This window comes from Nitrospira sp., assembly GCA_029194665.1.
In the GTDB taxonomy this organism is placed as follows: Bacteria; Nitrospirota; Nitrospiria; order Nitrospirales; family Nitrospiraceae; genus Nitrospira_D.
In genome coordinates this window covers 124177-149896 of sequence record JARFXO010000008.1, presented here as the reverse complement: position 1 = coordinate 149896, position 25720 = coordinate 124177, and the positions used below count along the sequence as shown (strand labels likewise).

24 protein-coding genes are annotated in these 25720 nt (G+C 55.3%); 12 read left to right on the top strand and 12 right to left on the bottom strand.

Features of this window, described 5'->3' with window-relative positions; translation table 11 throughout:
- The first annotated feature begins 62 nt into the window (after positions 1-62).
- The 8 genes from P0119_21870 to P0119_21835 all read left to right on the top strand — a co-directional run bounded on the left by P0119_21870 (position 63) and on the right by P0119_21835 (position 6078).
- Positions 63-395: a glutathione S-transferase N-terminal domain-containing protein gene (locus P0119_21870; protein MDF0668708.1), complete on the top strand. Its 333-nt coding sequence runs from the start codon at positions 63-65 to the stop codon at positions 393-395.
- A gap of 18 nt (positions 396-413) precedes the next feature.
- Positions 414-1607, top strand: a complete 1194-nt coding sequence (locus P0119_21865) for a KamA family radical SAM protein (protein ID MDF0668707.1) — start codon at positions 414-416, stop codon at positions 1605-1607.
- Positions 1604-2761, top strand: a complete 1158-nt coding sequence (locus tag P0119_21860) for a 2'-deoxycytidine 5'-triphosphate deaminase (GenBank protein ID MDF0668706.1) — start codon at positions 1604-1606, stop codon at positions 2759-2761. Before P0119_21865 ends, P0119_21860 begins: the two co-directional genes overlap by 4 nt.
- A 2-nt stretch (positions 2762-2763) precedes the next feature.
- Positions 2764-3177, top strand: a complete 414-nt coding sequence (locus P0119_21855) for a hypothetical protein (protein MDF0668705.1) — start codon at positions 2764-2766, stop codon at positions 3175-3177.
- Positions 3174-3878 carry a TIGR04283 family arsenosugar biosynthesis glycosyltransferase gene (locus P0119_21850; GenBank protein ID MDF0668704.1) on the top strand — a complete coding sequence of 235 codons (705 nt, stop codon included), beginning with the start codon at positions 3174-3176 and terminating at the stop codon, positions 3876-3878. Before P0119_21855 ends, P0119_21850 begins: the two co-directional genes overlap by 4 nt.
- Before the next feature lie 3 nt (positions 3879-3881).
- Entirely contained in the window at positions 3882-4634 is a 753-nt protein-coding gene (locus P0119_21845) for a TIGR04282 family arsenosugar biosynthesis glycosyltransferase (GenBank protein ID MDF0668703.1), read from the top strand.
- Positions 4635-4665: 31 nt separating this feature from the next.
- Positions 4666-5400: an SDR family oxidoreductase gene (locus P0119_21840; protein ID MDF0668702.1), complete on the top strand. Its 735-nt coding sequence runs from the start codon at positions 4666-4668 to the stop codon at positions 5398-5400.
- Between the two features lie 273 nt (positions 5401-5673).
- A complete protein-coding gene (locus P0119_21835; protein ID MDF0668701.1) occupies positions 5674-6078 on the top strand; it encodes a hypothetical protein in 405 nt (134 codons plus the stop codon).
- A gap of 37 nt (positions 6079-6115) precedes the next feature.
- Here the strand turns inward: P0119_21835 and P0119_21830 are convergent, their stop codons facing one another.
- The 3 genes from P0119_21830 to P0119_21820 are packed head-to-tail and all read right to left on the bottom strand — an operon-like array spanning position 6116 to position 9390.
- Positions 6116-6883 (bottom strand): alpha/beta hydrolase, encoded by a 768-nt coding sequence (locus tag P0119_21830; protein ID MDF0668700.1) that lies wholly within the window; start codon positions 6881-6883, stop codon positions 6116-6118.
- Positions 6884-6924: 41 nt separating this feature from the next.
- The gene (locus P0119_21825) at positions 6925-8829 is read right to left on the bottom strand and encodes a DUF4105 domain-containing protein (GenBank protein MDF0668699.1); all 1905 of its coding nucleotides are present in this window, start codon (positions 8827-8829) and stop codon (positions 6925-6927) included.
- Positions 8830-8883: 54 nt separating this feature from the next.
- Entirely contained in the window at positions 8884-9390 is a 507-nt protein-coding gene (locus tag P0119_21820) for a DUF3015 domain-containing protein (GenBank protein ID MDF0668698.1), read from the bottom strand.
- Positions 9391-9753: 363 nt separating this feature from the next.
- Between P0119_21820 and P0119_21815 the strand changes: the two genes are divergently transcribed.
- Together P0119_21815 and P0119_21810 are read left to right on the top strand one after the other, a co-directional pair.
- Entirely contained in the window at positions 9754-10077 is a 324-nt protein-coding gene (locus tag P0119_21815) for a TRL-like family protein (GenBank protein ID MDF0668697.1), read from the top strand.
- 162 nt (positions 10078-10239) lie between these two features.
- On the top strand, positions 10240-10845 hold the full coding sequence (locus tag P0119_21810; GenBank protein ID MDF0668696.1) for a hypothetical protein: 606 nt from the start codon (positions 10240-10242) through the stop codon (positions 10843-10845).
- Positions 10846-10879: 34 nt separating this feature from the next.
- On the opposite strand, the gene P0119_21805 is transcribed toward P0119_21810, so the two are convergent.
- The 5 genes from P0119_21805 to P0119_21785 form a co-directional block, all read right to left on the bottom strand.
- Positions 10880-11383, bottom strand: a complete 504-nt coding sequence (locus tag P0119_21805) for a metallophosphoesterase family protein (GenBank protein MDF0668695.1) — start codon at positions 11381-11383, stop codon at positions 10880-10882.
- A complete protein-coding gene (locus tag P0119_21800; GenBank protein ID MDF0668694.1) occupies positions 11380-12528 on the bottom strand; it encodes a M48 family metallopeptidase in 1149 nt (382 codons plus the stop codon). Before P0119_21800 ends, P0119_21805 begins: the two co-directional genes overlap by 4 nt.
- A 213-nt stretch (positions 12529-12741) precedes the next feature.
- Positions 12742-13425: a TIGR00266 family protein gene (locus P0119_21795; GenBank protein ID MDF0668693.1), complete on the bottom strand. Its 684-nt coding sequence runs from the start codon at positions 13423-13425 to the stop codon at positions 12742-12744.
- A 19-nt stretch (positions 13426-13444) separates the two neighbouring features.
- Complete coding sequence (locus tag P0119_21790; GenBank protein MDF0668692.1) at positions 13445-14926, bottom strand: amidohydrolase family protein; 1482 nt, start codon at positions 14924-14926, stop codon at positions 13445-13447.
- Positions 14927-15028: 102 nt separating this feature from the next.
- Positions 15029-19159, bottom strand: coding sequence for a hypothetical protein (locus tag P0119_21785; protein MDF0668691.1), 4131 nt, complete (start codon positions 19157-19159; stop codon positions 15029-15031).
- Between the two features lie 715 nt (positions 19160-19874).
- Between P0119_21785 and P0119_21780 the strand changes: the two genes are divergently transcribed.
- Together P0119_21780 and P0119_21775 are read left to right on the top strand one after the other, a co-directional pair.
- Complete coding sequence (locus P0119_21780; GenBank protein MDF0668690.1) at positions 19875-21431, top strand: secretin N-terminal domain-containing protein; 1557 nt, start codon at positions 19875-19877, stop codon at positions 21429-21431.
- A 159-nt stretch (positions 21432-21590) separates the two neighbouring features.
- Positions 21591-21944 (top strand): PilZ domain-containing protein, encoded by a 354-nt coding sequence (locus tag P0119_21775; protein MDF0668689.1) that lies wholly within the window; start codon positions 21591-21593, stop codon positions 21942-21944.
- A 321-nt stretch (positions 21945-22265) separates the two neighbouring features.
- On the opposite strand, the gene P0119_21770 is transcribed toward P0119_21775, so the two are convergent.
- From P0119_21770 to sucC, 4 genes are all read right to left on the bottom strand, one after another.
- Positions 22266-23111 (bottom strand): hypothetical protein, encoded by an 846-nt coding sequence (locus P0119_21770; protein MDF0668688.1) that lies wholly within the window; start codon positions 23109-23111, stop codon positions 22266-22268.
- Positions 23112-23276: a hypothetical protein gene (locus P0119_21765; GenBank protein MDF0668687.1), complete on the bottom strand. Its 165-nt coding sequence runs from the start codon at positions 23274-23276 to the stop codon at positions 23112-23114.
- A gap of 202 nt (positions 23277-23478) precedes the next feature.
- Positions 23479-24351: a succinate--CoA ligase subunit alpha gene (sucD, locus tag P0119_21760; protein ID MDF0668686.1), complete on the bottom strand. Its 873-nt coding sequence runs from the start codon at positions 24349-24351 to the stop codon at positions 23479-23481.
- Between the two features lie 156 nt (positions 24352-24507).
- Positions 24508-25686, bottom strand: coding sequence for an ADP-forming succinate--CoA ligase subunit beta (gene sucC / locus P0119_21755; protein ID MDF0668685.1), 1179 nt, complete (start codon positions 25684-25686; stop codon positions 24508-24510).
- Positions 25687-25720: the final 34 nt, after the last annotated feature.

Below are 25720 nucleotides of genomic sequence, written 5' to 3'. Positions count from 1 at the left end.
TCAACCATAAATTGGCCGTTTCACTTTCTGCCTTTTCCTGGTAGCCTAATAGGATTGTGGCTGTGACTCTTTTCCATGTCGATTGGTGCCCTGACTGTCATGAGGTCCGTCAAAAACTGGCTGATTTGGGACTGACCTATGAAGCGGTCGTCGTGCCGGACAGCAGGCGACTGCGCACGCAGGTGTACGAGGTATCCGGCCAATACTATGTGCCGGTCCTCAAGGACGGCGATCTCGTTCTGACGGAAACCGATGACATCCTGGCCTATCTGAACGAGCGGTATGGTGCCGAGCGCGCGGGATCCGAAGCGGCAACCGAGTTCCAGTCGCAAGCCCGCACCAGGCCCGATGTGTTGGACCAAGACGACGAACACCCATCTTGCCGAATTAACTGACCAACCGAAGGACGATTCATGGAAGACTGGAGACAAGTCTTGGCTCAGAGCATCGTGAAGCCCAAGGACTTGGCCGAACGGTTCGGCATCGATGAAAAGGAGGTCGAAGCGATTGTCGGCCCTTATCCCATGCGGATTACCCCGACGGTACTCGAGACGATCAAATCGAAGGATGACCCGATCTGGAAACAGGTGGTACCAGACGCGGCGGAGTTGGACGATATTGCGGCCGACGACGATCCCCTTGAAGAAGATCTCATGAGCCCGGTGCCGCACCTCGTGCACCGCTACCCTGATCGAGTGCTGCTGATGGTCACGAACCAATGCCCGATCTATTGCCGGTTTTGTACCAGAAAACGTCTGGTCGGCAAACCTGGTTTTCTCAAGAAGGGCGAGCTGGACCGCGCCATCGACTATCTCCGCGAGCACAAAGAGGTGCGCGATGTGATCCTCTCTGGAGGCGACCCGTTGCTGCTTCCTGACCATCTCCTCGAACGTATATTCAAGGCGCTTCGAACGATTCCTCACTTGGAGATCATCCGCATCGGATCGAGGGTTCCGGGAACGTTGCCGCAACGCATCACATCCCATCTCTGCGACATGGTCAAAAAGTACCATCCTATTTACATGAATCTGCATTTCAATCACCCGGACGAGCTGACGCCCGAAGTGAAAGCCGCTTGTGGCCGACTCGCGGATGCCGGCATTCCACTCGGAGCCCAAACAGTGCTCCTCAAAGGCGTGAACGACGATCCGGAAATCATGAAGCGCCTCGTCCATCAACTGCTCCTTGCACGGGTGAAGCCCTATTACCTCTATCAGGCTGACTTGACCAAGGGAACGAATCATTTCCGAACGACCGTTGAAACGGGCCTGCGCATCATTCAGGCGCTCCAAGGCCACACGAGCGGAATGGCCGTGCCCCACTTCGTGATCGATGCGCCGGGCGGCGGCGGTAAGATCCCGTTGCTGCCCGACAACTACGTGGTCCATCTGGATGAGGATGGGGCGATTCTCCGGAATTATGAGGATAAGACCTTCCGCTATCCCCAGCCAAAGTCCGATCATCGACGGGAGCTTCAGCTGATCGATGTACGTTCCTCGCTCGATGGTTCAGAAGAAGCCTATGCGGCTTGCAGCGACAGCTACCCCGATCGCGACGGCTACGCCGCCTGGGGTAACAGTTGCGGCGGAGATGCGGACGACCTGTGACGACCCATTCGCACCGAGCCGGTATCCTCCCCTATCAGGACATCAAGCGCTTGATCGCAAGCCGAGCCATCAGCGCCTCTCCGACAATCGAAGGCAGGCAGATCCAGCCGGCCAGTCTCGATCTCCGTCTGGGCCGCAAGGCTTATCGACTGATCAGCAGCTTCTTGCCGGAACTGTCGGCCATCTCCTCACGACTGAACGTGCTGGATTTTTATCAATCGGACCTCGTGATGTACGAGATGGATCTGACCGACGGGGCGATTCTGGAGAAGGGCCATGTGTATCTCGTTCCGTTACTGGAGCAGCTGGCTCTTCCAAAGACGGTCCACGCACGGGCGAACCCAAAGAGCACGACAGGCCGCTTGGATGTCTTCACCCGGGTCGTGACGGATCTCACCTCCGGATTCGACGAAATCCGTGCCGGTTATCGGGGCCGGCTCTTCCTGGAGATCGTCCCACGCTCGTTTGCCATTAAAGTTCGCACGGGGCAGTCGCTGAACCAAGTCCGGTTTGTGTGCGGCGAGGCCGCTGTGCAGGACCGGGCGCTTCAGGCTCTTCACCGACACACGCCATTGCTGTATCACAATACGACATCCCATACGGTCGTAAGCAGCCGAGACTTTCGTGTTGAGCGCGGTCTATTCCTCCGCATTGATCTCGCCGGAACGGATCAAGGAGACACTCGTGTCATCGGTTATCGGGCAAAGAAAAACAGCCATGTCATTGATCTCGAGAAAGTCGGCCATTATGCTGCGACTGATTTTTGGGAACCGCTCCATCGCCATCGCCACGATAGCTTGTTATTGGAGCCGGAAGAGTTTTATATCCTCGCCTCGAAGGAGCGCATCCGTGTGCCGGCCGGCTATGCCGCCGAAATGGTGGCGTACGAAGCAGCCTGCGGAGAGTTACGGACTCACTACGCCGGTTTTTTCGATCCTGGCTTCGGTTATGGATCGAAAGGGGAGATCACAGGTACACAGGTTGTGCTGGAAGTTCGTCCGCATGACGTGCCATTCTTGATCCATGATGGCCAGACCTTTTTCAAGGTCGTCTATGACAAGATGATGGGGATTCCGAAACAGCTCTATGGAACCCTGTTGGGATCATCCTATCAACAACAAACCTTGACACTCAGTAAGCATTTTAAAGTCTAGCCATGGCTCCGTCCGATCCGACACCTCCTCAAGACGAGCCTCCGCACCCGTCACGTCCGACCAACGCGGGAGAGCAGGGAGGTGGGAACGAGCATCACATACACGTCATTGGCTTGATGGTGGGATCCGCGCTGATGTTTATCGGTTTTCTCAATGTGTTTCTGTCTATCAGCGGCGGTTTCGAAATCAATGTCATGCCGTTCCTCATCTATTTCGGTGGCCTCGCGATCTGGGCCAATGCCGCCATCGAAACTTCGATCCTCCGCTATGGAACCATGGCCATTGCGATCACCCTGGCCTTAGGTCTCGTTCAATACGGAGAAGTGCTCTTTTGGCACAAGCAGGTCCTCTTCTGGGTCACCATCGTCATCGTCATGTATTTCATGTTCGTCGAGCCCAAGAAGCCCACACCGTGACCTCCAGGGTGACGATCTCCGTCATCATTCCAACGCTGAATGAAGAGCGGACCATCGGACAAACACTGTCATCCCTACCAACGGATGAAATCCTCGAAGCCATCGTTGTTGATGGAGGAAGCACCGATCAGACGATCTCGATTGCCGAAGTCTTTTGCGCGGAAGCATCGAACGTTCGTATCCTAACCGCTCCGGCAGGGCGGGCACGCCAAATGAACGAGGGGGCGAAGGCCGGCCGGGGTGACATTCTGCTCTTCTTGCATGCCGACACCCTATTGCCGACCGGTGCACAGCTGATGATCGAGACGGCGCTCACCGGCCCTGCGGTGGTGGGAGGCCGCTTCGATGTTGCCTTCGACTCTCGTTCAGCCTTGGGAACCATGATCAGCGCGTTCATGAACTGGCGTTCTCGATTGAGCGGTATCGCCACGGGCGATCAAGCCCTGTTCGTGCGCCGCCGGATCTTTGAGCAGCTCGGAGGCTTCGCTGACATCCCATTGATGGAAGACATTGAATTCAGTCGGAGACTGAAGCGTACTGGACTGATCGTGGCACTTCATCAAGAGGTCACCACATCGTTCCGCCGCTGGGAACAGCAGGGCCCCTTGAGAACCATCTTCTTGATGTGGACCCTACGATTCTTGTACTGGATCGGGGTGAGTCCCCATCGCCTCAAGGATTTCTACAAGGCAGTACGATAGGCAATGGGAAACCCAAAACACAGCCCACAGCCCTCAGCCCTCAACACTGCGCTAGTGATTTTCGCCAAAGCACCGATCCCGGGTCAGGTGAAGACACGTCTCTGTCCGCCGCTGACCCCCGACGAAGCGGCCACGCTCCACGGTAGTTTTGTGATCGATACGTTGGAGAGAACAAAGGTTGCGACCTCGAAACTGAAACTGCCGCTCGATCGCCATCTTGCCTGTGCACCGTCAGCGACGCATGTCTTCTTCAAGATCATGGAAGAACGGCAGGCAGTGAAGCTGCTCGACCAAGTCGGCGACAACCTCGGCGCACGCATGAACCAGGTATTTAAAACACTGTTCGCACAAGGATACCGACAGGTCATACTCCTGGGGACGGATGTGCCGGCCCTTCCGCTCGATCATTTTAAACAGGCCCTCACCTCGCTGGAGAACCATGATCTTGTGCTCGGTCCGGCTTTTGATGGAGGCTATTATCTGATCGGCCTCAAGCGGATGGCACCGGAACTCTTCGCCGACATTCCTTGGTCAACTGATCAGGTCCTCAGACTCACACAGAAGAATGCAGCGGAGATCGGACTCAAGGCTTCCTTGATTCAACCCTGGCGAGACGTCGATACCCTGGCCGATCTCGAAGCCCTCATCGAAGCCTGTACCGTCGAGGCCAAGAAACCAAAAAACGAACGGTCTTTTTCAGTCCGTACCACGGGCGTGCTGGATTTACTCGCTAAACGATTGCGAACGAGAGCATAATGACCCACTCATCGATCAACCAGGGAGCCGCATGAGTCAGCGCGTCGCACTGATCACCGGAGGAGCGAAAGGCATAGGACGAGGGATCGCCCTCGACCTGGCGTCGCGGCAGTGGAACATTGCCTTCTGCTACAGAACCAGCGAAGCCGAGGCCAAAGCAACGGCGCAGGATATCGCGCAGCGAGGAGGACAAGCACTGGCGCTTCGATGCGATGTTTCTGACCCGGTGGCAGCCACGCACATGGTCACGCAGGTTGAAAAAGAATGGGGACGAATCGATGTCTTGATCAACGGCGCCGGCCCTTATCATCGAAGGAACCTGTTCGACGAAACCATCGAGGGCTGGAACGAGATGTTTGCCGGCAATCTGCATCCTATTTTCTATCTCGGGCAGGCCGTGGCGCCCGGGATGAAGTCCCGCAAAGCGGGCCGCATCATCAGCTTCGGTATGGCCAATGCGGATCAGATGGCAGCGCAACCAGACGTGACCGCCCATTATATTGCCAAGGCCGGAGTGCTGATCCTGACGCGCACATTAGCCAAGCTCTTGGCTCCATACGGCATCACAGTGAATGCTATCTCGCCCGGTTTCATCGATTCAGGGAGCGCGGCACCGCAAGAACTCGCCGCCATGACCAAACGCATTCCCGCCGGGTACATTGGAGCGGTCGACGATACTGTTGCGGCTGTTCGTTACCTGTTGAGCGACGACGCCCGGTACGTGAACGGAGCGAATATTCAAATCAGCGGGGGCTGGGGAATATAAAGAGTGAGGGGGCTGGATTCGTTTTGGTGCTCGCTGACCGCGCGCCAAGACTTGGATCATATTTCAGAGCAGGGGCGACGCTCGGTCAATGCGCGCAGTTCAAAACAAATCCACCCCCCTCATAGACAGGGAGACAGGTGTGGACACATTGTGATCGCTCAATGTGCGCAGGGGAACCAACTTGGATGCCGTTCTTGAGAGGAAGCAGGAGAGTACCGGCGATCGGGCAATGTGGGCAGTGCGAGCGGACGCAAGCTATTATGGGGGCAGTCCATGAAAAATGAACAAGAACGCGAGACGCATCGGCGTTTTGTTCAGGCTCTTCAGCATGAACATCTCACTTGTGCGAAGCCTGGCTGCGGCGGACCGATGGCCGTGGCCGATCATACTCCACATAGCGCCCGCATCAAGTCTTACGAGGCCACTTGCGAACGTTGTCACGCTGCCGAGAAGATCACCGGCAAGGAAGAACATCAGCCCTCGTGGGATGTGGCCTCCATCACCCTGATGGCGGAATCACATCTTCTCCACGAACAGCCCACGTGCCCTTACGACGATACTCCCATTACCTTCATCTCCTTGCCCAATCCTCGTCGCAAAGCCCGATACCGCCTCCTCTGCTACTACTGCGGCCGGCATACGGAAATGAACTGGCCGCCGCCTGAGGCCAAACGGTAACTCGACGAGACCGTCTCAATCAGGTGCGCTCTGAACCTCAGTACGATGCCAGCGCTTTTCTGATGAACTCCCCGAGTCGGCGGAAGTAGACGCTGCCGCCCATCACATAGGTGTCATTATGGCCGGCGCCTTGGATCACATACCATTCCTTGGGCGGTTTGGCCGCGTCGAAGACTTGGCGGCCCAGTTCAACGGGAATGATGTCGTCCTTATCTCCATGGATGATGAGTTTCGGCAGCGAGAGATTCGGCAGACGATCGATCAACCGAAACTCAGCTCCGAGGAACCAATGGGCTGGAAAGCCACCGTAATGGAATTTGGCGACTGCCTCGATGGAAGGAAACGACGATTCAAGTACGAGCCCTGAGGCTGGTCTTTGTACCGCGAGTTCGCCCGCCACGGACGCTCCGAGTGATCGCCCGAACAGGATGATTCGTTCGGAGCGGATTCTTCTCACCCTGGTGAGGTAATCATACGCTCCATAGGCGTCCTCGTAGAGCCCCTTCTCACTGGGGCGAACATTCTCACTTCTGCCATACCCTCGATAGTCGAACAAGAAAACGGAGAGCCCGATCTGGTATAAGAACTTCAGATTTTCGAGACGATTGATGATGTTGCCGGCATTGCCATGGCACCACAGAATGATCGGGCGATCAGACGCCGCTTCCGCGTACCAGCCGAACAAACGGACACCATCGGAAGCCTGAAACCACACATCTTCGAGCGGCACAGCGCTCAGGCTTGCCCAATCTCGATCTTGCCAGGGGTCCGGATGATAGACAAAGAATTGGTCGAGGAAACTCACCGAGGAAGGATAGCGTAAACCGGTTCAGAGAAGGAAGATGGTCAGAAAAACGCCTGGACACTGAACAGCACATCGTTGTCGTAGTCGCGATGGTTGTACTCCAACCTGACCGTCCAATTCCGGGCCAACGTAAAACGTGTCCCGACAAACCACCGGAAGTCATCGGATTTGTCACCCAATGGAAATTTTAAATAGGTCCCCGTCGCCATCACTTTCCACCGCTCGGTGAGATCGACCAACATCCCGACCGTTCCACCGCCGCCTACTCGATACATCTCATCATAGGCCTTACTGACGTCCGCCTCGGCTTCCGCGAAGGCGAACAGGATCTCCCGCTTCAGCAACCGAAATTCCTTCGCGCCTCCAATACCTGCGTTGAACAGACCATTGCTGCAAAGTTGACACTCATTATAGCGAATCGTGTTCATGCCGATGTTGACCTTCCATGACGGGGCATGAAAGACGGAGTCGATCGGCGACAGCGAGAGGAGATTCAGCAGCGTGGCTCGTTCCACGCGGGTCTGTGCGGCGCGATTGTAATGGCGGATTGTAATGGATGCCATTTCGATCTGGGCACCGGGTGTATAGCCGATTTCCGGGTCAAGCAAATCGTGGTACCCGGCCCGCACCGACGCTTCCTCAAACGTATCGTTGTTCCGCCAGCCGCCCCCTACGCTAACCCGTGATGTCTTATGTCCCAGCTCTGGTCGCTGGGCAAAGGGTCGCACGGTGAATTCTTCGGATGGAATGCGAAGCTGACTGCGAGCGGCCAGAATGGCCTTGTTGCGGGCTTTCCATTCAGGTTTCGGAGGATCAGTCGTCTCAATCCGATACCGCATGTAGTCCGAAGCGAGGTCGAGCAGAAAGGCTTGCCTGGGGAATTCCAACTCGGTGAATGCCGGTGAGCTCACCGCGCTTGGATCTTGTGTGATCCGATGAGCCAGATCTCGTTCTGCTGCGGGCAACGATTCTCGCTTTCTTTTGATGACCGTACTACGGGACGGTCGGTACGCGATATCGGATACCAGACCAGGTTTCGATGTGATGAGTCGTATGGTGTCGGCCGGGACTGTCCAAAGGACGAATTCATCAGTAAGGCGTAAATCCGGGTCGGCATAATCCAAGAGGGCCATAAGATGGTAGGAACAGTTCTCCTTGAAGAAAAAATAATCAAAGTACGCATTCCCGAGTTCCCACGCATGCATCAAGAATCGCCGTAACTGATTTTCAGTGAGATTCAAACGATATTCCCAAATATCCCGGTTCTCGATGTCTCGATATTCCATCACTTTTAGATAATAGGGAATCGTCGAAAAGTATCCCTTGTAGATTCCGAAGATGCCCTTCACTGGAAACGCGATGCCGGCATCGGGAGGCACCTGCGCTGCATAGTTGATGGTATAGGCAAGGATGCGGGTCTGTTCGGTCTGCCCCTTTTGATCGACGCGAAACAGGGTATGGCCGAACATGGAGGCCGGGTTATTCAGGAAGGCTGATGGGAAGATCAGCGAGACAGATTGGACCTCGAAATCCTCATACCACCGATGAAACCGTTCGCAGGCGAGGGGCGGCAGACGAGTAGCATCAAAATTCAGTCGTTCCTTGAGCCAGTGGTACCGTGCGATGAACGCGCATTGAGCCGGCTGTCGAGTGGAACCGACCAGTTCATCGGAAAAAAACTTTGCAAGGGTTGCATTGAGCTCGGCAGCCGGATCCGTCTTCCCATTGGGAGACAAGAAAAAACCGGGATCGTCCTGTTCGCTCTCATATCCGCCGAAAAGACCCTTTCTATAGTGCAACAACAGATGCCATTCGCGCTGCCCCGCAAGCTTGGCCTCCTCGGCACGGTCGATGAGCTGCTGGAGATACGGCTCATGATCTGATTGCTGCGCATCGGAAGGAACGGGAGCAAATAAAGGGGCGAGAAATGCAAGAAGAACCAGCACGACGCAACGCGACGACAAGGGCCCTGACATCTCGGCCAGGGCCCTTACAATACCTCAGCGTACCGATGCTTGCGCGAGGACAGGATGACCCACGATCGCTTCGTTGAGAGACTTCACGAATGCCACCGGAGAAACTTCCCCAGCTTGAACCAGGGACGTATACCGCTCCTGGGTCATGGCGAAGAACGCGGCGTGGCGCTCCGCTGGTACGCCCATCAACGTCGCAAGCGAGGCCAAGTGTTCACCCTGCCCCTGAGCCATCTCCGCAGTGAGCGCATCGAAGTTCAACGATGCAAATACAGTCGTCCTATGCTCACCCAAGATTTTGCCGTCATTGGTACAGCCGGAGGTTCCGCTGCTGATGGCAAACGTGTTCATCCCGGTCCCATTGGTAGTGACCATCAAGACTTGGGGGAGAATTTCCTTCTGGCCCTTGTAATCCTCCCAAGCCAGCTTTCCCAGACCACAGCCAGGACCGGTATCTGGGTTTGCCGCCAGAGCCGGACCAGCCTGGGCGCCGAACAGCACGGCGACAGCCAAAATGAGCGCTTTTTTCGACATAAGTCCTCCTCCGTTAGATTGATTAGGCGTCATGCTACCGCATAAACACCGACACCTACTATAACTCAACTCACGATCGATAGGCTCAAAAGAGCTTGCCACTAGGGAAGTCCCTAGGTCTCCTGCTGTTGGCGAGAAATTTGCGTAATTATAGACGAATCGGAACGAATCGCAACCACTTTTCTCAGCCCAAGGATTCTTACCTACTCGCTACCTCACGAGCGATTCCAAATGCCATCATTCACTTGGTCCGTCTCAGCTCAATTTAAATTGACGAACGCGATGAGTCCGACTATACTCCGCTTCGGCGATTGCCTCCCTTAGCTAGGCAGTCAAACTATTTCATTCTATTAAGGAGGACCTATGAAGTACGTATCCAGACTTTCCCTAGCGGTTATTGCCCTAGCGGGCCTCGGTTTGAGCGGCTGTCAGATCGTCGCCTCTCCGATGGCAGGCGCCATCTTTGGCGAGACGAAGTACGGCTTTGTCGCCACCGACGCGTCTGCTGCCTCCAAAGAGGGCAAGGCCTGTGGCACCTCGATCCTAGGCTTGGTCGCACAAGGTGATGCAAGCATCCAGGCTGCCAAGGCAGCCGGCGGAGTCAGCACCGTCGCATCAGTTGACCACTATGCCAAGAACATTCTGGGCGTCTACGGCGAATGGTGCACGATCGTGCGTGGTAACTAATCAGCTGTAGCAACCTGTCGAAAGGGCCTTCGGGACGACTTCCGATAGGCCCTTTCATTTTCTCCCTCATGCCCGCGTGGAACCGTGGGACTCGACTTCCTCCCGCGATTTGTCGCTCTGCCAACCCTGCTGCTCTGCTGCCTGTGCTTACGTAATGTGGCTATGTCAGCCGAATTCGGAGACGCCGAAGTGAGCGTCTATGCACTGGGCGCCTGGCCTCACGATCAGGATATTTTCAATCAAGGAACAACGGTTGGGGCTTCGATTCAAGAGGGATTCGGTGCCGGGTTCAAGGTCGGGCTCTTTCCTTCCAGGCTTCGTCGAATGGTGGGGCTTGAGATTGATTCCAATATGCACGGCTCGGCGGTCTCCTTTCCCAACGTCGCCAACGGCCAGAACAATGGAACCGGACAGTCCGATCTCCTCCTTATCAATACGACGTTCAACCTCATTCTGCGTTATCCAGGGAAGAAGGTTCGTCCATACGGCGGGTTCGGCATAGGATGGTCCACCGGCGTGCTCCTCAACCCGAACATTGCAGGACGAGAGGATAAGGATTTTGACGCAGCCCGCGCCTTTACCCATCAATTTCTGGGTGGAATACAACTCCTTCTCAGTCCCAATGTCCATCTATTCGGTAGCAACCGGTCCTATCCCCTCTTTCTGTTCGGTGAGTACCGGTATCTTTCATCCGATTTTCATTGGGACACGTTGGCCATCGATTTTCGTACTCACTATGGATTGATGGGTGTAGGACTGCGGTTTTGAGAGCTCATCCGCGCTTGATCGCGCTGACGGCCCGCTATCTCACACGATCACTAAGTGCGATCAGCGTAGGTTTAATAGAACCATTTTCGACCGCGATGACACCAATGCCGCGCGGCAGCCTAAAGCGCTTCGGTCCCGCCGACCCCGGATTGAATAACAGCGTATCGCCCAACCATTCACTTTTCGGCTGATGCGTATGGCCGAAAATACAAATGTCTGGCCGAGTCCGGCCGAGAAAAGCGCTTCCCTCTTTGGTCAGCTTTCCAGCTTCAAATACAACATGCCGGATAGCGATACGGAGACCATTCAGTCGGATGATGCCCTCTGTCGGGAAACCGCTCTTTTCGTATCCATCGACATTGCCTGAGACAGCCGTCACAGGAGCAATGGCCTCAAGCTGTTCGATGACGGATGGCTTGCCGATGTCGCCGGCATGGAGGATGTGATCAACGCCCTTGAAATGTCTCAAGATTGCCGGATCGAACAGGCCGTGGGTATCGGCGATGATCCCGATATAGATCGGCCCCGAACGATTCACGGACTACCACCTGTTTGAGCACTAAGCGAGGTTCGAACTTTGGTCCACTCGAATGTAAACGGCTCAGGGGTTTGCTTCCGCATGTCTGTGAGCTCAGCTTTCAAACGATCTGCCCTCGCGCTGCTCATCGGATGGGTGGAAAGCCATTCGACCCGTCCCTCATCTTTCTCCGCCAATCGTTGGAAGAAGGTGATCATGCCGGAGGGATCGATTTTAGCCCGATACAGGAGCTGAAGGCCTGTCAGGTCGGCCTCCGTCTCCTGTGCCCGTCCAAACTTCAATGTCATCAATTCAACACCGAGCTGCTTCATCACCCCACCCAATCCCGGCGGATTCCCCAACACAATCGACAGGACGGCCACAAAGCCCAGCTGCTTGACGATACGTTCCAGTCCATGCCGCTGCAGCACATGGTTCAGCTCATGGGCTAATACGCCCGCCAGTTCCTCCGGGCTTTCCGCTTTTTTCATCAATCCCGTGAACACGACGATATACCCACCGGGGAGGGCAAAGGCATTTACCACGTCGCTCTTCACGACGGTGATCGAGAATGTGTAGGGGTTCTCCGGAATCTGGTCGGTCAGGCGATGGGTCATCTCGGTGACAGCCGCCACGGCAGGACCTTCGTTCATGACTTCCTGCCGAGCAAGAAAGTCATGATACGCGGACTCGCCTAACTTTCGTTCCCACTCGACCGGGATACGATCGACAGCAAGTTCTACCAGCAAGTCGCTCCCAAACCAGAGTCCCAGCACCAAGCCCAGAAGCGTCCCTCCGACAATCATCCACACGATCCGGCGCCGGTGTCGCACCTGACGAACCTGTCCCGCCGCTCGTTCAAGCGGTATGGTCAAGTGATCGGGCGCCGCTTGTCGGAAGGCGCGAATTACGTCGGAGTTCTTGAGATACAGTGTCCGCTGCCCTGTTGGCCCCCTCCATGTCGCGACGAGCTGGTCATGATCCAATCCACCTGCTGAAACGGTCAGTTCTGCAAATGGCACTGATTCCGAACGGCGCTCGCCCGCATGACGATCCGAGAGAAAAGTCATCGTGAGACCATGTCCTTCGACATGGACAAGGCACGGCGTACCGCTGGCTGGAAATTCATCACCAAAACAGAGCGCATTGGGGTGGAATTCGGTCATGGCGTGGCTCTCGATTGATTCATTGAGGGCGAAATGTTCTCGAGGGGATGCTCAAAACGGCCACCAACAAGGCCGCAGGTGAGAAACAAACGCAGGCGTGACAGTTTCCACCCTCCCGCCCCGAGCTGCCAAGACAGCTCCGTCCTCGTCTGGGGTACGTTGAGGATTGTTTCGAAAACCGAGAACGAAGTTGGCGGGCGGTTTCAGCATCCGCTATTCGGTGATCGGAATGAACTGTCTAACCCATGCTCCAAACCCGCCTGGATTGCGGCTCTGAATGAACACAAGACCCGGTCCACGGAATCGGCAGACAAAACCCTCGCCCGACGTGAAGCTGGCCACCCATCCGGACGTGGCCTTTTCGATGTTGTACGTGGTAGTGGTGGACCAAGCCACCAGATGGCTGTTGTCCACGATATATTCCTGAGCCGGTTTCAACTCGATCTTGTGAACGGCTCCGAAGCTGTTAAGTAGGAGCATCCCCTTTCCGCTCATTTTGAGGATGAAGAAGCCCTCCCCGCCCAACAGTCCACGGCTCATGCTCTGCATCTGACTATCGATCGTCACCCCATCAGCGCCCGCCAGGAATCCATCCTTTTGCACCATATACTCGTTGACACCATCGAGATCGAGAACGACAATTTCGCCCGGCACTGTCGGTGCGAGCAACACCTCGCCGGCACCGCGACTTGCGCGTAATGTCTGGAAGAAAAACTTCTCTCCCGTCAGAAACTTTCGTGACAGTGCTCCTAGAAATCCTCCCTCCATTTTGCTCTCAATGTCGATGGTCGGCGAGCAGGCCACCATCGCACCTGACTCGGCCTTGATATGTTCCCCCTCTGCCAACTCAACTCGCACCATCGGAAACGCACCGGGATATAAGATCTCGCTCTTCATCTTCCCTCTCCCCTTTCTTTCACCTCACCCATCCATATACCCTCTGACTCGGCTCCGGTCCTTCTTCCAGATAGCTCATTCTGAGCCGACCTAGGGCGTCATTCGGCACCTGGCGCCGTTTTACCTCGACATCGACCCCAAACAGCCTAGCCGAGTTTAACCCAAAAACCTGTTCCTTCGTCCGTCTCGTCAGAGGCTGATACTGATGTTTCTCGATCAATTCCTCGGGGATCTGAAATCGCCGAAACGCCTCGATCTGCCATTGCGGCGTTCCATACCAGATGGAGTCTGTTCCCCACAGTACGTGATCGACCCCGAACGAGCGGATAATTTGCCCCAGCAGATGCGCACAGATCAACGGATAGGTCGTCACCAATTGCGCAAAGGTCGAACCCAGCTCCATATAGATATTCGAGATGCTCGGTTCCACTTCCTTCATCCGGCAGAACTCGGTGGTCCATGGAATTTCGCCGGTCTTCGCAAATATCTGCTCAATCGAGGCCACGCCTCGGAACCCGGAGTGATACACCAGAAAGGCAAGATCTGGAAAGTGCTTCGCCGCCTTGATCAAATCTCTTGGATGATTGTAGTCCGGCACGGGACCGAGAGGCAGCCCCTTGTGGACACATATCCGCTTCACGTTGAGCTTTCGCGCCTGTTCCAGCATTGGATAGGCGATGTGCTCATCATCCATCCGCCAGCCTCGGTCGAACCCCTTCGGGCAGGAACCGGTGTAGCATTTCCACGCATCCACCTTGAGGGTTTCAGCCTGCATCGCCATGAATTCTAGATCTGCCGCACCCAGCTGGGGCGTCGCCAGACCATGGGCCAACATCCGTTGCGAACCGGCCAACCGATTGATCTCATCGCGAATATGGACCATTTCTTTTGGTGGGACGACGGCTTCTTGCGGATAGGGCCCGGGCGGCGTGCTGATCAACCCGACGGTCGTCTCGCTGTCGAAAAACACTTCTTTCACAAAATTCTTCCATGACAAATCATCAAGGGTGCCTCGATCCCCCGCAAGTTTCGGGTTGAGCCCTGCCTCACGAATGTGCTTCCTCAACGACAGTAATGCCTGTTTGGAAACGCCACCCTTGCGATTGGATTCGGCATCGGCGGGATCGTAACCGGAACTGACGTAGTGGGTTTGCACATCAAAGATAAAATACGGAGCCCCCTGCTGCTCGGCAAACGCCGCCGTTTCAAATAACTCGATTTCTCCAATATTGAAAAAGCGGCCGAATGCATCGTTCATAGCCAGTAGCGCAGCAGCCATCCCACCAGTGGTCCTCAAGAAGCCTCGGCGTGTCAATCCACGCTGAGCTGCAGCCCTTTCCACCAACTCGCTTGTTATTCGTTCGACGCGCGCCTGTTCAGCCGTTTGACAAATCGGGAAAAACTCTTCGTTGGATACGATCTGCGTTGGAACAGCAGTTGGAAACGTCGCGCCCTTTTTCACAGAGAGACTTCCAAGGAATGGTCGCGGGGAATGTCCCATGACGCACCTCTCAATCTATGCAAGGCCCACTGATTGTGTGAAATACTCCGCGCGCTGTCAAGCAAGCGAGGTTGGGACAGATCGGGAGCAGTGTGAACAGGCTTATCTGGACTTGGATGAAGCGGCTGAAGTTTTCGCAGAGGCGGCAGACGTTTGGACGGCAGGGATCTCCACCACCACATCCGACTGAGGATCGGCATCTTGATCCTTCCCATCCTGCCCGACACTGTAAAGAAGGCCTTTTTTCATGTTCACCAACATCGGCAATCCCGTATAGGGATCATAGAAACTTTGTCCTGCTTTCGCGATCCTTGTGAGGAGATCTCCATCTAGAGAACCACGTCTGAGCCAGGCTTGTAAGCTGGCAAGCCGGAGGTGGGCCTCCGTGTCAATTACGAATCCGTTGTACCGGCCCCATGGAGCAAGCGGTTCTAGACCGACGATATTCTCTATAGGATTAGTGAAATAGTCCATCAGGCCGGATGCCGGAAAGTGTATGTAGGTTTTCCACTTCGGCAATGACCCATATTGTCCTTCGCCGGCAGCTTTGTACGACGCGTCGTAATATTCTGCATAGGCGTTGAGACGGCGTTGCACCGGCAAGGGGAGAGCCGATGCCACCATCTTGTACAGCGGCTGTTCTTCAGCCCTCCCTGCTTTCAGCTGAGCGTCGTACATCTTTGAAGCGACGACTAGTTCGCTCTGCATGGGCCAGCGCAGCGAGATCTCCACCTGATCAAGCGGCCGGAGGAATTTGGAGATGCGTCCAAGATATTTTCCGTCGAAGTCAGAACGGACGAGTAACCCCGAGGCGACTGCGATATCATCATTGATCGCCTGCAGGGCCAGCATTTTCACGGCAAGGGTCCTGGCTTGACCCAGTACGATGCGCCACGCTTCCATGTCCGTTTCAAGTCGTTCGACACCGATCTCGGCACCTTGCAGGAACCCATCCGACACATGGAGTTGGTGGGCAAAGACCATTGCGGTACAAGGAGGAGCAGTAGGTTGACCAAAACCCCAATCTTCAAAGGGAAGTTTTTGCCACTGACCATATCGATTGAGCGTCGGTTGATGCTCATTGCTCCATCCCTTAATGGTGTCTTGATGGGACTTGAACTCACCGACGGGATCCGATCTGCGAACCCACCCACGCATGACATCGGCTGATGCATTTGCCCCCTTGACCGTCCTCGATCCCGAACCACCAAAACAGGCCGACGCCGAACTGCCCTCGTCGATATCCGGCTTGCGATCATACCCTGCCTGTATCGGGTCGTGACCGACGGGCGCGTCAATCCCGAGGAGGAGAAAGTAGCCGTTTTTCTTGAAATCCGACAGAGCCCGTTGAGGAGTGGTCGTGAGGCGTTGAAATGCCGGAGATGGTGACTCTTCCATAATAATCCAGGTCAGTCCGACGGCACCGACTCCTAATACCATCAGGATCCCGGAGAGCAGCACCAGACTCACACATGTCACCACAATAGCCCGTGTGGTCGAGAAGCATGAGCCGACTAACCCCGCAATTGCAATGCGGGCTCGACCCAGCGTCGTACTGGATTTTCGGACTGGTTTCGACTCCAGTACATGTTCATGTGGCTCAGTCGGTCTGAGCTTTCGGGACGACTCAAAAAGGGCATCAACTGCAGCTGGAGCCACTGACGTAGCGCGGGTAACTTCCTGCGGTTCTGAAACCGACGGATGCCTCTGGGCAATGGGCGTGGGTTGAGATGGCTCGATAAATTGAATTGATTCTCCAGCTTTGACCCATTCGTCTTGTGCGGGCACTGGCTTAGGAACCGGTGCAGGAATGGGAGTTCGCGCCTCAACAATCGTCATTGACGGCGGTTGATCCTCCTGGACCTGTACCTCAGCCGGCTCTTCAATGAGATGAGGAATGGTCGCCATTTCAGACGGCAATTCCAAAATAGTGTCCTGCTTGAGTAGCGGGACGGAAGATGGAATCTCGCCGGTTTCCTCGCTCAACGTCTCGCAGGTCGGTTGTGATGAAGTAGCGGGATGTTCTGCCGTAGACTCCTGAGCAAGCTTCTGATCGGCAATTATCGTACGATCATCGTCTGCCATCAAAACGGGGGCGGCACTCTGAGACGAAACCGCTGCAGGAGACACTACATCGTCTGTGACCTGTCCATTCGCATAAACCGACGATATTCTCGTTTTGAGAGAGGCTTCCGAAGGCGGCGATGCAGACATCGTAGGACCGCTCACCACCGGAAGCTGTTGGTCCAGTTCTGCCAAGGCAGGGGCGCTTTCTGGCATGGAAGTAGTTTGTCCCAAATCAGCAACCGGTATCTCAGGCTCAGTCGAGACCGGTATCTCACGATCCGGAGTAATCGAAAATGCTCCCGTTTCTGCAACCGGGGGAGGTGGAGAGATCGGAGGTTGTGCTTGATCTTCACCTATTCTCGTTACCAAATCCTTGTCAGCTTCACCAGCTGATTGAACTATCGCTGACTCCCTGTCCTCGGCATCCGGCTCAGCTGTTTGCGCCGGGAGAATCGAGATGACCGACTCCTGAACTTGATCCCAAGGCATCGGCGCAATTTGAAATCCAGATGCGGTTTGGTCTCTCAACGACACTGATTCTTCTCGCTTCGGAATTTCAACCGCTTGATGTTCTAACACTTGTTCCTGGGGTGGGGAGGCGACTGCGGGAAGTGCTTCCTCGACGTTCGCTTGTGTTACTTCGGACGGGGAGACATTTGCTGAATGATCACTTCCGAATTTCCATGCACTATTAAAGACTGATTCCCATGAGAAGCCTGGTTGCTTCCATGGTGCTGAAATCTCATTGGCTGAATTCGACCCGGGATTCGATGGAGCACGGGCCTCTGGAGAGGCTTCAGTAACCACTTCCTTTGAATGAGTGCCGCCAGGCTGCTGGGGGGAGGGTTGTCGATCCTCGACCTCTATTGGTCCAGCGGTCGACGATTCCTTGTTCAAGAAGGCGGGTGCTGATGTCTCTTCCATCTGGGAAGAGAGTGTGCCGCCGGCAGCATCGATGGACTGTACTGTGAATTCAAGCGAAGGTACCGAAGCATTGGCAGTCTCCGTAGGTGCGGAAACCAGGGATGAGCCACTTACACCAGGCGGTGCCTGTGGTTCGGCCTCGGCCGATAAACTGTCTTGCTGCTGAGCTTCGGCATGACCACCTGTCGACACAACTGGATCCAGCCCATGTTGTATCTCTGATCTCTCCGCATCGGAGGCTGATGGGGAAGCGAATGGATGGAAACCTCCAGGAGCAACTTGTCCGGAACAATCATCCAACTGAGGTCCAGAAAGAGCACTCTCAAATTCATGCGTGCAAGTTTCTTCCTGTGCATCGCTTCCCAGTTCATTCGCGCTGCTCGCTGCCTTCTCTTGTAACGATGAATCAGCGAGCAGCAATTCTTCGCTGAAAGTCGGTCCTGGATGTGCTGGAAGATCCGTGATCGACGGTGGGATAGGAGATCCGGAGAAGTCCGAGCCCTCGACTACTTTGCGGTCCGCCGGCACCATTGTCTGAGCATCCTGAATCTCCCGCGGCATCACCCCATCCACCGGTTCACAACCTGCCTGAGTACCCTGACCTCCCTCAAGCATGTCGAGTGATGGAGCGACAATCGATTGTCCCGATTCGCTGGGCTGACGGGCCAGCAACTCACCGGTTTGCGCGTCGAAGAAGGAGGCCAATCGAAAGGCCAGCGGACTCGCGGGGGCAAGCTCTCGTATTTTTGCGTAGAGTAAAGCGGCATGCTGTGGGTTGTCGGGATCAGGGTCTTCGATCAAGATATCGATCGCCTTGCCGTACTGGTCCACAGCTTCGAGTGCATCTCCTTTTTCTTGATAGAGCGTCCCAAGTTTCTCTAGGAATGGAACGCATCGCGGGCCGGCGGCTAAGTACTCTCGAAGCAACGATTCTGCGAGCCAATAGTCTTGGCGCTGAAACGCCTCGCTGATGAGTGAGTCAAAGGCTTGTCTCGCCGGGATAAGGCTCCCGAGACGAAGGTGGAGAGTGGCGAAAAGTCGCCGCGCCTCCATGTTGTGCGGATCGAGTGTCAGCAATTCCTTCAGCGCGGCAGAAGAACGCACATACTTCCCGGCATTCATTTGGGTGATGGCTTCTTCAAGAAGAGCGGTCTTCCTGCTGTAGCCCACCACACCACGCTTCTGGCCACGGCTGGTCTGGGTTTTATCAGATTTTAAAGGGAGTTTTTTATTCGCGCGCACGCTACAACCTTAGCAGATCCCTACATCTGAAAGTCTGCATGAGCGGCCGAGATCGCTCTCCGCGACCGCCTTGGAATTGAGTATGGATATAGGGGTAAAACCGTTGAGGAGATTGCAACATGGGTGCCTCGCCCTCTAATGATGCATTAAGTCAAGTCATTGAAAATTAATGTCTTGGCTCAGGGGTATTCCTTCCATTGTCATTGTCCACCCAATTTTGGACAGACCTTCACCCTCCCTGCCTGACCACGTAGAGAGGGCCACAAAATCAGGCATGCGCAGAGTGAAGCAGACCGATCAGTTTATTCGGTAACCCCATCGAGAGCGAAGACCAGGAGGCCAGAGACTCGTAGGGAGCCACTATTCGTCTCACGGAGCGATTGATCGGCGAATACAGTAACTTTGCTTTGGTATGTTCTTAGAATCCATTGGTTTGGTTGTCACACACAGCTAGCCGCTCTTTATCGGTTGTCTTGTGAGAGTCTTTACCGATCTGCGACTAGCCGGCTCTGCCGCTCCAGGAAAGGATCAAGCTGCAACGAGAGACCGTTCTTCTACACACGAGCTTAGGCTCCCTTTCAAAAAACCTCGTCCTGGTTGTGTCATTCGCTACGGCTATGATACCGTCAGACCCACGCATTCGGCTCAATTGATACCACCGATACCACCGAATCAATAGTCCATCGTGCAAGGCCTTTCAATAGGTTATCGTCCATTGAACACAACCAAGAGACTTGAAGCCTGTCTGGCTTTGTTCCTGTTTCTCTCCTTGGCCGTCCCTCCTCCTCTATTCTCGCAGGGCACGGGAGGCCACCCAGCGAAGGTGGCGCTAGATTTTAGCGATGTGGAGGTTCCGATCTTTGTCCGCTTTATCAGCGAACTGACCGGGAAGAACTTCGTCTTGGATGAAACCATTAAAAAACAGGGAGGGAAAATTTCAGTGTTTTCTCCCACCAAGGTTTCGTCGGAGGAGGCGTACAACATGTTCGTCGCGGCATTGGAAGCCGCTCGGTTGGCAGTCGTTCCCAAAGGGGGGAATGTGTATCAGGTCGTTCCGATGGGCGATCTACCTCCCGAACGTGGTGTATTCGTGTACAAACTCAAAAACGCCAATGCCACGGATCTCGCCGCTGTCTTGACGAACCTAGTTGCACGCTCACAAACCGTTGCACAGATAACGCCCGGCACCAGGCCTCCGATCAGACCGTTGACGGAATTCGAGGCTCCGGTCCAAGTGTTTGCCGATAAGGCAACGAACTCTATCGTGATCAGTTCGACCAAGATCGCCTGGAATCATCTCCACCCGGTGATCCGCGATCTGGACATCAAGCGCAGGCAGGTATTCGTGGAAGCCGTCATCCTCGAGGTGCAAGTCGACCGGTTGAGACAATTGGGCACCGACCCCACGCAGGTGCTCGCAGTAGGAGGGAATGATATGGTTCGGGGGCTCGTCGGACTCAACCGGACACCGGAGGACATCTCAACTCTTGCGGCGGCCATCCTGGGTAACGTGGCGGGTGGCGTGGCCACGGGCGGTGGACTCCAATTGATGAACACGATTAATGTCCGCGCCTTCCTCCATGCCCTGTTGAGTATGACCGACACCAACGTCCTCTCCACTCCCCAAGTGCTGGCCGCGGATAATCAGAAAGCCAAGATCGTCGTCGGCGAGAATCGTCCTTTTCCAACCGGGCAGGCCCAAGGCATCACGGGTGGGACGCTCGTAACAATTGAGCGGAAAGACGTAGGTGTGACATTGGAGCTGACGCCACAGGTACTCGAAGATGAATTAATTCGCCTTGAAATCAAGCAAGAGATCACGGCGATCGCAGAAAATGTGGCTCAAACAATCGGCACCGGCACCTCCTCTGTCCCGGTCGGGCCCACAACGACCAAGCGATCCATGGAAACAACGACGATTGCCCAGGATCAACAGACGCTCGTGATAGGAGGATTGGTGCGTGACAATATCACACTCAGTGAACAGAAAATTCCCTGGCTGGGAGACATTCCGTGGATCGGCTGGCTGTTCAAAACTCAGTCCCGCGCGACCGAGAAACTCAATCTCCTTGTATTTCTGACTCCTCACGTCGTGCGAGATCAGAGCGACATGGTCGAATTGAACGCGAGAAAGGCTAGAGATGCGAATGCTCTGCAACGAGAGAACCGAATCGAGGAGCCTACTCGACTGAAGCAAGATCTGCTTGAACGACTTGAGCTTCCGTCGACAGTCGCTCCGTCCACCTCAACGGCCCCCCCCACCAAGCCTTAAGGCAGGCACATCCATGGATGGCCACGACTCTGTGTAATACTCTGCAAACGGTAGTTCAACGAACCCCTGATACCGATCCACAGGTCATCATAAGCCCCCCCTCCGAGGAATGGTCGCTTACCATCTACCTGGATAGACTGTGCCTAGGAGGACATCGCTATGGTAGACCAACCGGTTAACTGGCGACTACACCAGCGGCTTCCTGTGGCATATCCTGTGATATTCGGAGGCGCCCCGTTTGTAGGTGAAGGGATGCTGTCGGATCTCTCCATTTCAGGCTGCTCCGTTAGCTGTGAGCGGACAGTCCTCAAAGGTAGCTATATCAAGCTGAGCGTTGTGTTGCCCGATCCAACAGCCTCTCTGTTCATTGAGTTAGGAAAAATCCGCTGGGTTGGTGAAAAGGGCTTTGGCGTGGAGTTCATTCGTGTGCCCACACTCACTCGGCACCGATTGGATCGAGTCATGTCTCAAGCGCCGGCCCTCGACGTGAACTGCTTGCCGACATTGGTCTGAACGTCAATCGAACCCCTCAAGTCCTAGTTGACGCCAGACAGGTACCCTCTCCTAACCTTACGCTAAAGGCTAGAATCCAACGAGAGTGCATCGGCGGTAGTGGACCCTCCCACTACCTCGGCAAGCTACTACAGGACGAACGTTGATCGAGAACCCCGGTAGGGCCAGACGGTTGACCGACTACGATTCCTCTAGCATGAGTGGGGCAACTGAGATGTAGTAGATGGAGAGGGAGAGGAATTGTCGGTGTTCAGCCAGGCCAACCCTGGCTGAACACCACGCTGCACCGCGATAAGCAACCTGAGTGGCTCTTGCACGAACCTACGGTTTCACGTCAAAGTGAAGCGACAAGCCAGCATGCACAAAGATCGTTTGGATCGTAGATGAATAAGTATTTATGGTTAGATTTTGCGCGCCAGGTTCGGACACCCCGTACCGATCCGTCCCCAGCTGGTCGTGAAAGGCCTGCGTATACTTCGCCTCAGCAAACGCAGCCAGGTACTTGAACAGATGGAACTTGAGTCCTCCCTTTGCAAGAAACCCGACAGTCGTATCCCGTTGGTCGGTGATGGCGTTCTGAAAACCAGCTCCCCGGAATCCACCTGGCCTATACGCTATCTGATGCGCTCCCACACCGACCCCGACGTACGGAAACCACCGCCCGTTGGGATAGGCCTCGGAAACCGCCATCGGTTTTCGAATCAGGAAATTGGCGCCGACGTAGACGCCTTGCATTTCAGTCGTGGTGCCCTGGAACATTCCGTCGGGAAGATAGACCCCATTAAAATTCTCCACACAGCAGTTCACGTCCGGAAACCAGATAAAACCCTCGATTTCACCGCCGAGATCGAGTCCCGCCAATTTGTTCCTGGTTGGAAACCAGATCCCAGCGTTGCCACCGATCGACTGTTTCATCGCATAGTTGATATTCGGCATCACCGTAGGCTGTGACCCATCAGTAAACGTGGCATCCTCACTGAGCGGCATTCCCACGCCCGCCATAAAGGAAAGATAGAGCTCGGGCGTACCGGCGGACATGTTCGGGGGATTAGGCGATATCGCATAGGGATCGGCGACCCGTTGGCTGTACGGATCTTGTGCCCTGGTGAGATCCGAATAGCTGAAGACACAGAGGAGGCAAATCATCGCCGAAATTCTGGTGTTCATTCATCGCCCTCCCAAGGTAAAGAAAATATTTTTCTTCAACGAATTTGGGTCGCGAAATTTGATATCCGTCAGGATCTCGTCGATGGTCAGCGGGGCGATGCGAGACGCTTCCGTCGTCGTTACGCCCGAACCGACCCCAGGTTCCGCTGTTGCGGTGATTGGCATGAGAGTCCACCTCTCCGCCTCTAGAGCGATCATGAGGGGATGCTCCTTTCGTAGACATTCGGCGAACGGCGCCAACAGTAGCAACCCCGCGCTCATTTTTGAAAATAGATAAAACGGATTGGAGCTATCGGTAAATCCAATACCCCATCGGACATGGCTGTGGCACCAGAGGAGGATGCCAACGGAAGCATGTACCTGGAAACTACCGTCCCAACGCTTTTTTGACCGCCGCACCGATCTCAGCTGGATTCTTGACGACTGTGACCCCAGCCGCTTCCAGAGTCTTCATCTTTTCAGCGGCAGTGCCTTTGCCACCGGAAATGATCGCTCCGGCATGGCCCATGCGGCGGCCTGGAGGCGCGGTAATACCGGCGATGAAGCTGATCACAGGTTTCTTGATGTTGTTTTTGATGAACTCAGCGGCTTTTTCCTCGGCGTCGCCGCCGATCTCTCCGATCATGACGATCGCGTGAGTTTCGGGATCCTTCTCAAACAGCGGCAAGACGTCCACGAATCCCGTGCCGTTCACTGGATCACCACCGATACCGACACAGGTCGTCTCTCCCAATCCCAACGTCGAGAGTTGGTGCACTGCTTCATACGTCAAGGTGCCGCTGCGGGATACCACCCCGACCACGCCTTTCTTGTGAATGAAGCCCGGCATGATACCGATCTTGGCCTCATCCACCGTGATCACGCCGGGGCAGTTCGGTCCGATCAAACGAACATCGCGGCCGCGAAGCGCTCGTTTCACCTTCACCATGTCGTTGACGGGAATCCCCTCAGTGATGCAGATGACCAATTTGATACCGGCATCGGCTGCTTCGAGAATCGCGTCGGCACAGAACGGCGGCGGCACGAAGATGAGCGAGGTATCGCACTCGGTCTGCTTCACCGCATCGGCCACCGTGTTGAACACCGGGATGCCTTCCACTTCCTGCCCGGCCTTCCCAGGTGTGACACCCGCGACCATCTTAGTCCCATAGGCCTTGCATTGGGTCGCATGGAACGACCCTTCCTTGCCCGTAATCCCCTGCACCACCACCCGTGTATTTTTATCAACGAGAATGCTCACGATTCCCTCTTTTCCTGTTCTTCCTTTTGAGAAGGTGTGACGAGTCGGGGCTCATACTGGGCACATCCACCGAGCACCGACCGATGTCTCATAATATGAATCGACTCTCCTGTGCGCGGTGGACGAGCACTGAGACTCGACCAGGCGCACCTTCTCTCACGCTGCTTTCCCGGTCAGTCTCACAATCTTCTGTGCCGCCTCCCACAGATCGTTCGCCACTTCGAGCTTCAAGCCCGACTCGGCCAGCAGCTTGCGGCCTTCCTCTGCGTTCGTCCCTTGCAGACGCACAACCAACGGCACCGAGATCTTCACTTCCTTGGCCGCTTCGATCACTCCATGCGCGATCCGCTCGCACCGAACGATGCCGCCGAAGATATTGATGAAAATACCCTTGACGTTCGGGTCTTTCAGAAGAATGCGAAAACCGGCGGCCACCGTTTCTTTCGTCGCGCCGCCGCCCACGTCCAGGAAGTTGGCCGGCTCGCTTCCGGCCAGCTTGATCACGTCCATCGTCGCCATGGCAAGGCCTGCACCGTTCACCATGCAACCGATGTTGCCGTCGAGCTTGACATAGTTCAGGTTGTTCGCCGTGGCTTCGATTTCGAGCGGCTCTTCTTCATTCAGATCGCGCATCTTTTGCACGTCTTCGTGCTTAAAAAGGCCGTTGTCGTCGAACGAGACTTTGCCGTCCAGGGCCACCAGGGTTTTTTCCTTCGTGATGATCAGCGGATTGATCTCGACCAGCGCCGCGTGCTTCTCCATGAACAGACGATAGAGATTTTCGAGCAGCTTAACGAAAGGATTCATCACCGTGGGCTCGATGGATTGGAGTCCGAGGGCAAAGGCGACGTTGCGGCCGTTGTGTCCCTGGAATCCCACCGCCGGATCAATCGCCTCCTTGACGATCTTTTCCGGAGTATGGGCAGCCACCTCCTCGATTTCCATGCCGCCTTCGGTGCTGGCGATGAAGGTCGGCCAACCTGTGTCGCGATCGACCAAGATTGAGAGATACAGTTCCTTGGCGATGTTCGCCCCTTCCTCCATCAGGAGGCGATTGACCTGGCGCCCCTTCGGACCGGTCTGGTGCGTTACCAGCGTCTTGCCGATCAACTCCTTGGCCAACCCGGCCACAGCAGTCTTATCTTTGGTGATCTTGACGCCGCCGGCCTTGCCCCGTCCTCCGGCATGGATCTGAGCCTTGACGACGAAGACCGGTGTATTCAGCTCGTTGGCCCAAGCCGTCGCAGCATCCGGGGAGGTGATCTCCTTCCCGCGAGGCACCGGCACGCCGAATTGCGCGAAGAGAGACTTGGCTTGAAATTCATGAACGTTCATTCTCTACCTCATTCAAAAAGGACTGCGACGGGGA

What these genes read in the sequence shown, in the direction of transcription:
- P0119_21865 (MDF0668707.1), top strand. Translation starts at nt 414, where the DNA reads ATGGAAGACTGGAGACAAGTCTTGGCTCAGAGCATCGTGAAGCCCAAG.
- P0119_21855 (MDF0668705.1), top strand. Translation starts at nt 2,764, where the DNA reads ATGGCTCCGTCCGATCCGACACCTCCTCAAGACGAGCCTCCGCACCCG.
- P0119_21845 (MDF0668703.1), top strand. Translation starts at nt 3,882, where the DNA reads ATGGGAAACCCAAAACACAGCCCACAGCCCTCAGCCCTCAACACTGCG.
- P0119_21840 (MDF0668702.1), top strand. Translation starts at nt 4,666, where the DNA reads ATGAGTCAGCGCGTCGCACTGATCACCGGAGGAGCGAAAGGCATAGGA.
- P0119_21835 (MDF0668701.1), top strand. Translation starts at nt 5,674, where the DNA reads ATGAAAAATGAACAAGAACGCGAGACGCATCGGCGTTTTGTTCAGGCT.
- P0119_21820 (MDF0668698.1), bottom strand. Translation starts at nt 9,390, where the DNA reads ATGTCGAAAAAAGCGCTCATTTTGGCTGTCGCCGTGCTGTTCGGCGCC.
- P0119_21815 (MDF0668697.1), top strand. Translation starts at nt 9,754, where the DNA reads ATGAAGTACGTATCCAGACTTTCCCTAGCGGTTATTGCCCTAGCGGGC.
- P0119_21810 (MDF0668696.1), top strand. Translation starts at nt 10,240, where the DNA reads ATGTCAGCCGAATTCGGAGACGCCGAAGTGAGCGTCTATGCACTGGGC.
- P0119_21800 (MDF0668694.1), bottom strand. Translation starts at nt 12,528, where the DNA reads ATGACCGAATTCCACCCCAATGCGCTCTGTTTTGGTGATGAATTTCCA.
- P0119_21795 (MDF0668693.1), bottom strand. Translation starts at nt 13,425, where the DNA reads ATGAAGAGCGAGATCTTATATCCCGGTGCGTTTCCGATGGTGCGAGTT.
- P0119_21790 (MDF0668692.1), bottom strand. Translation starts at nt 14,926, where the DNA reads ATGGGACATTCCCCGCGACCATTCCTTGGAAGTCTCTCTGTGAAAAAG.
- P0119_21775 (MDF0668689.1), top strand. Translation starts at nt 21,591, where the DNA reads ATGGTAGACCAACCGGTTAACTGGCGACTACACCAGCGGCTTCCTGTG.
- P0119_21770 (MDF0668688.1), bottom strand. Translation starts at nt 23,111, where the DNA reads ATGAACACCAGAATTTCGGCGATGATTTGCCTCCTCTGTGTCTTCAGC.
- P0119_21765 (MDF0668687.1), bottom strand. Translation starts at nt 23,276, where the DNA reads ATGCCAATCACCGCAACAGCGGAACCTGGGGTCGGTTCGGGCGTAACG.
- sucC (MDF0668685.1), bottom strand. Translation starts at nt 25,686, where the DNA reads ATGAACGTTCATGAATTTCAAGCCAAGTCTCTCTTCGCGCAATTCGGC.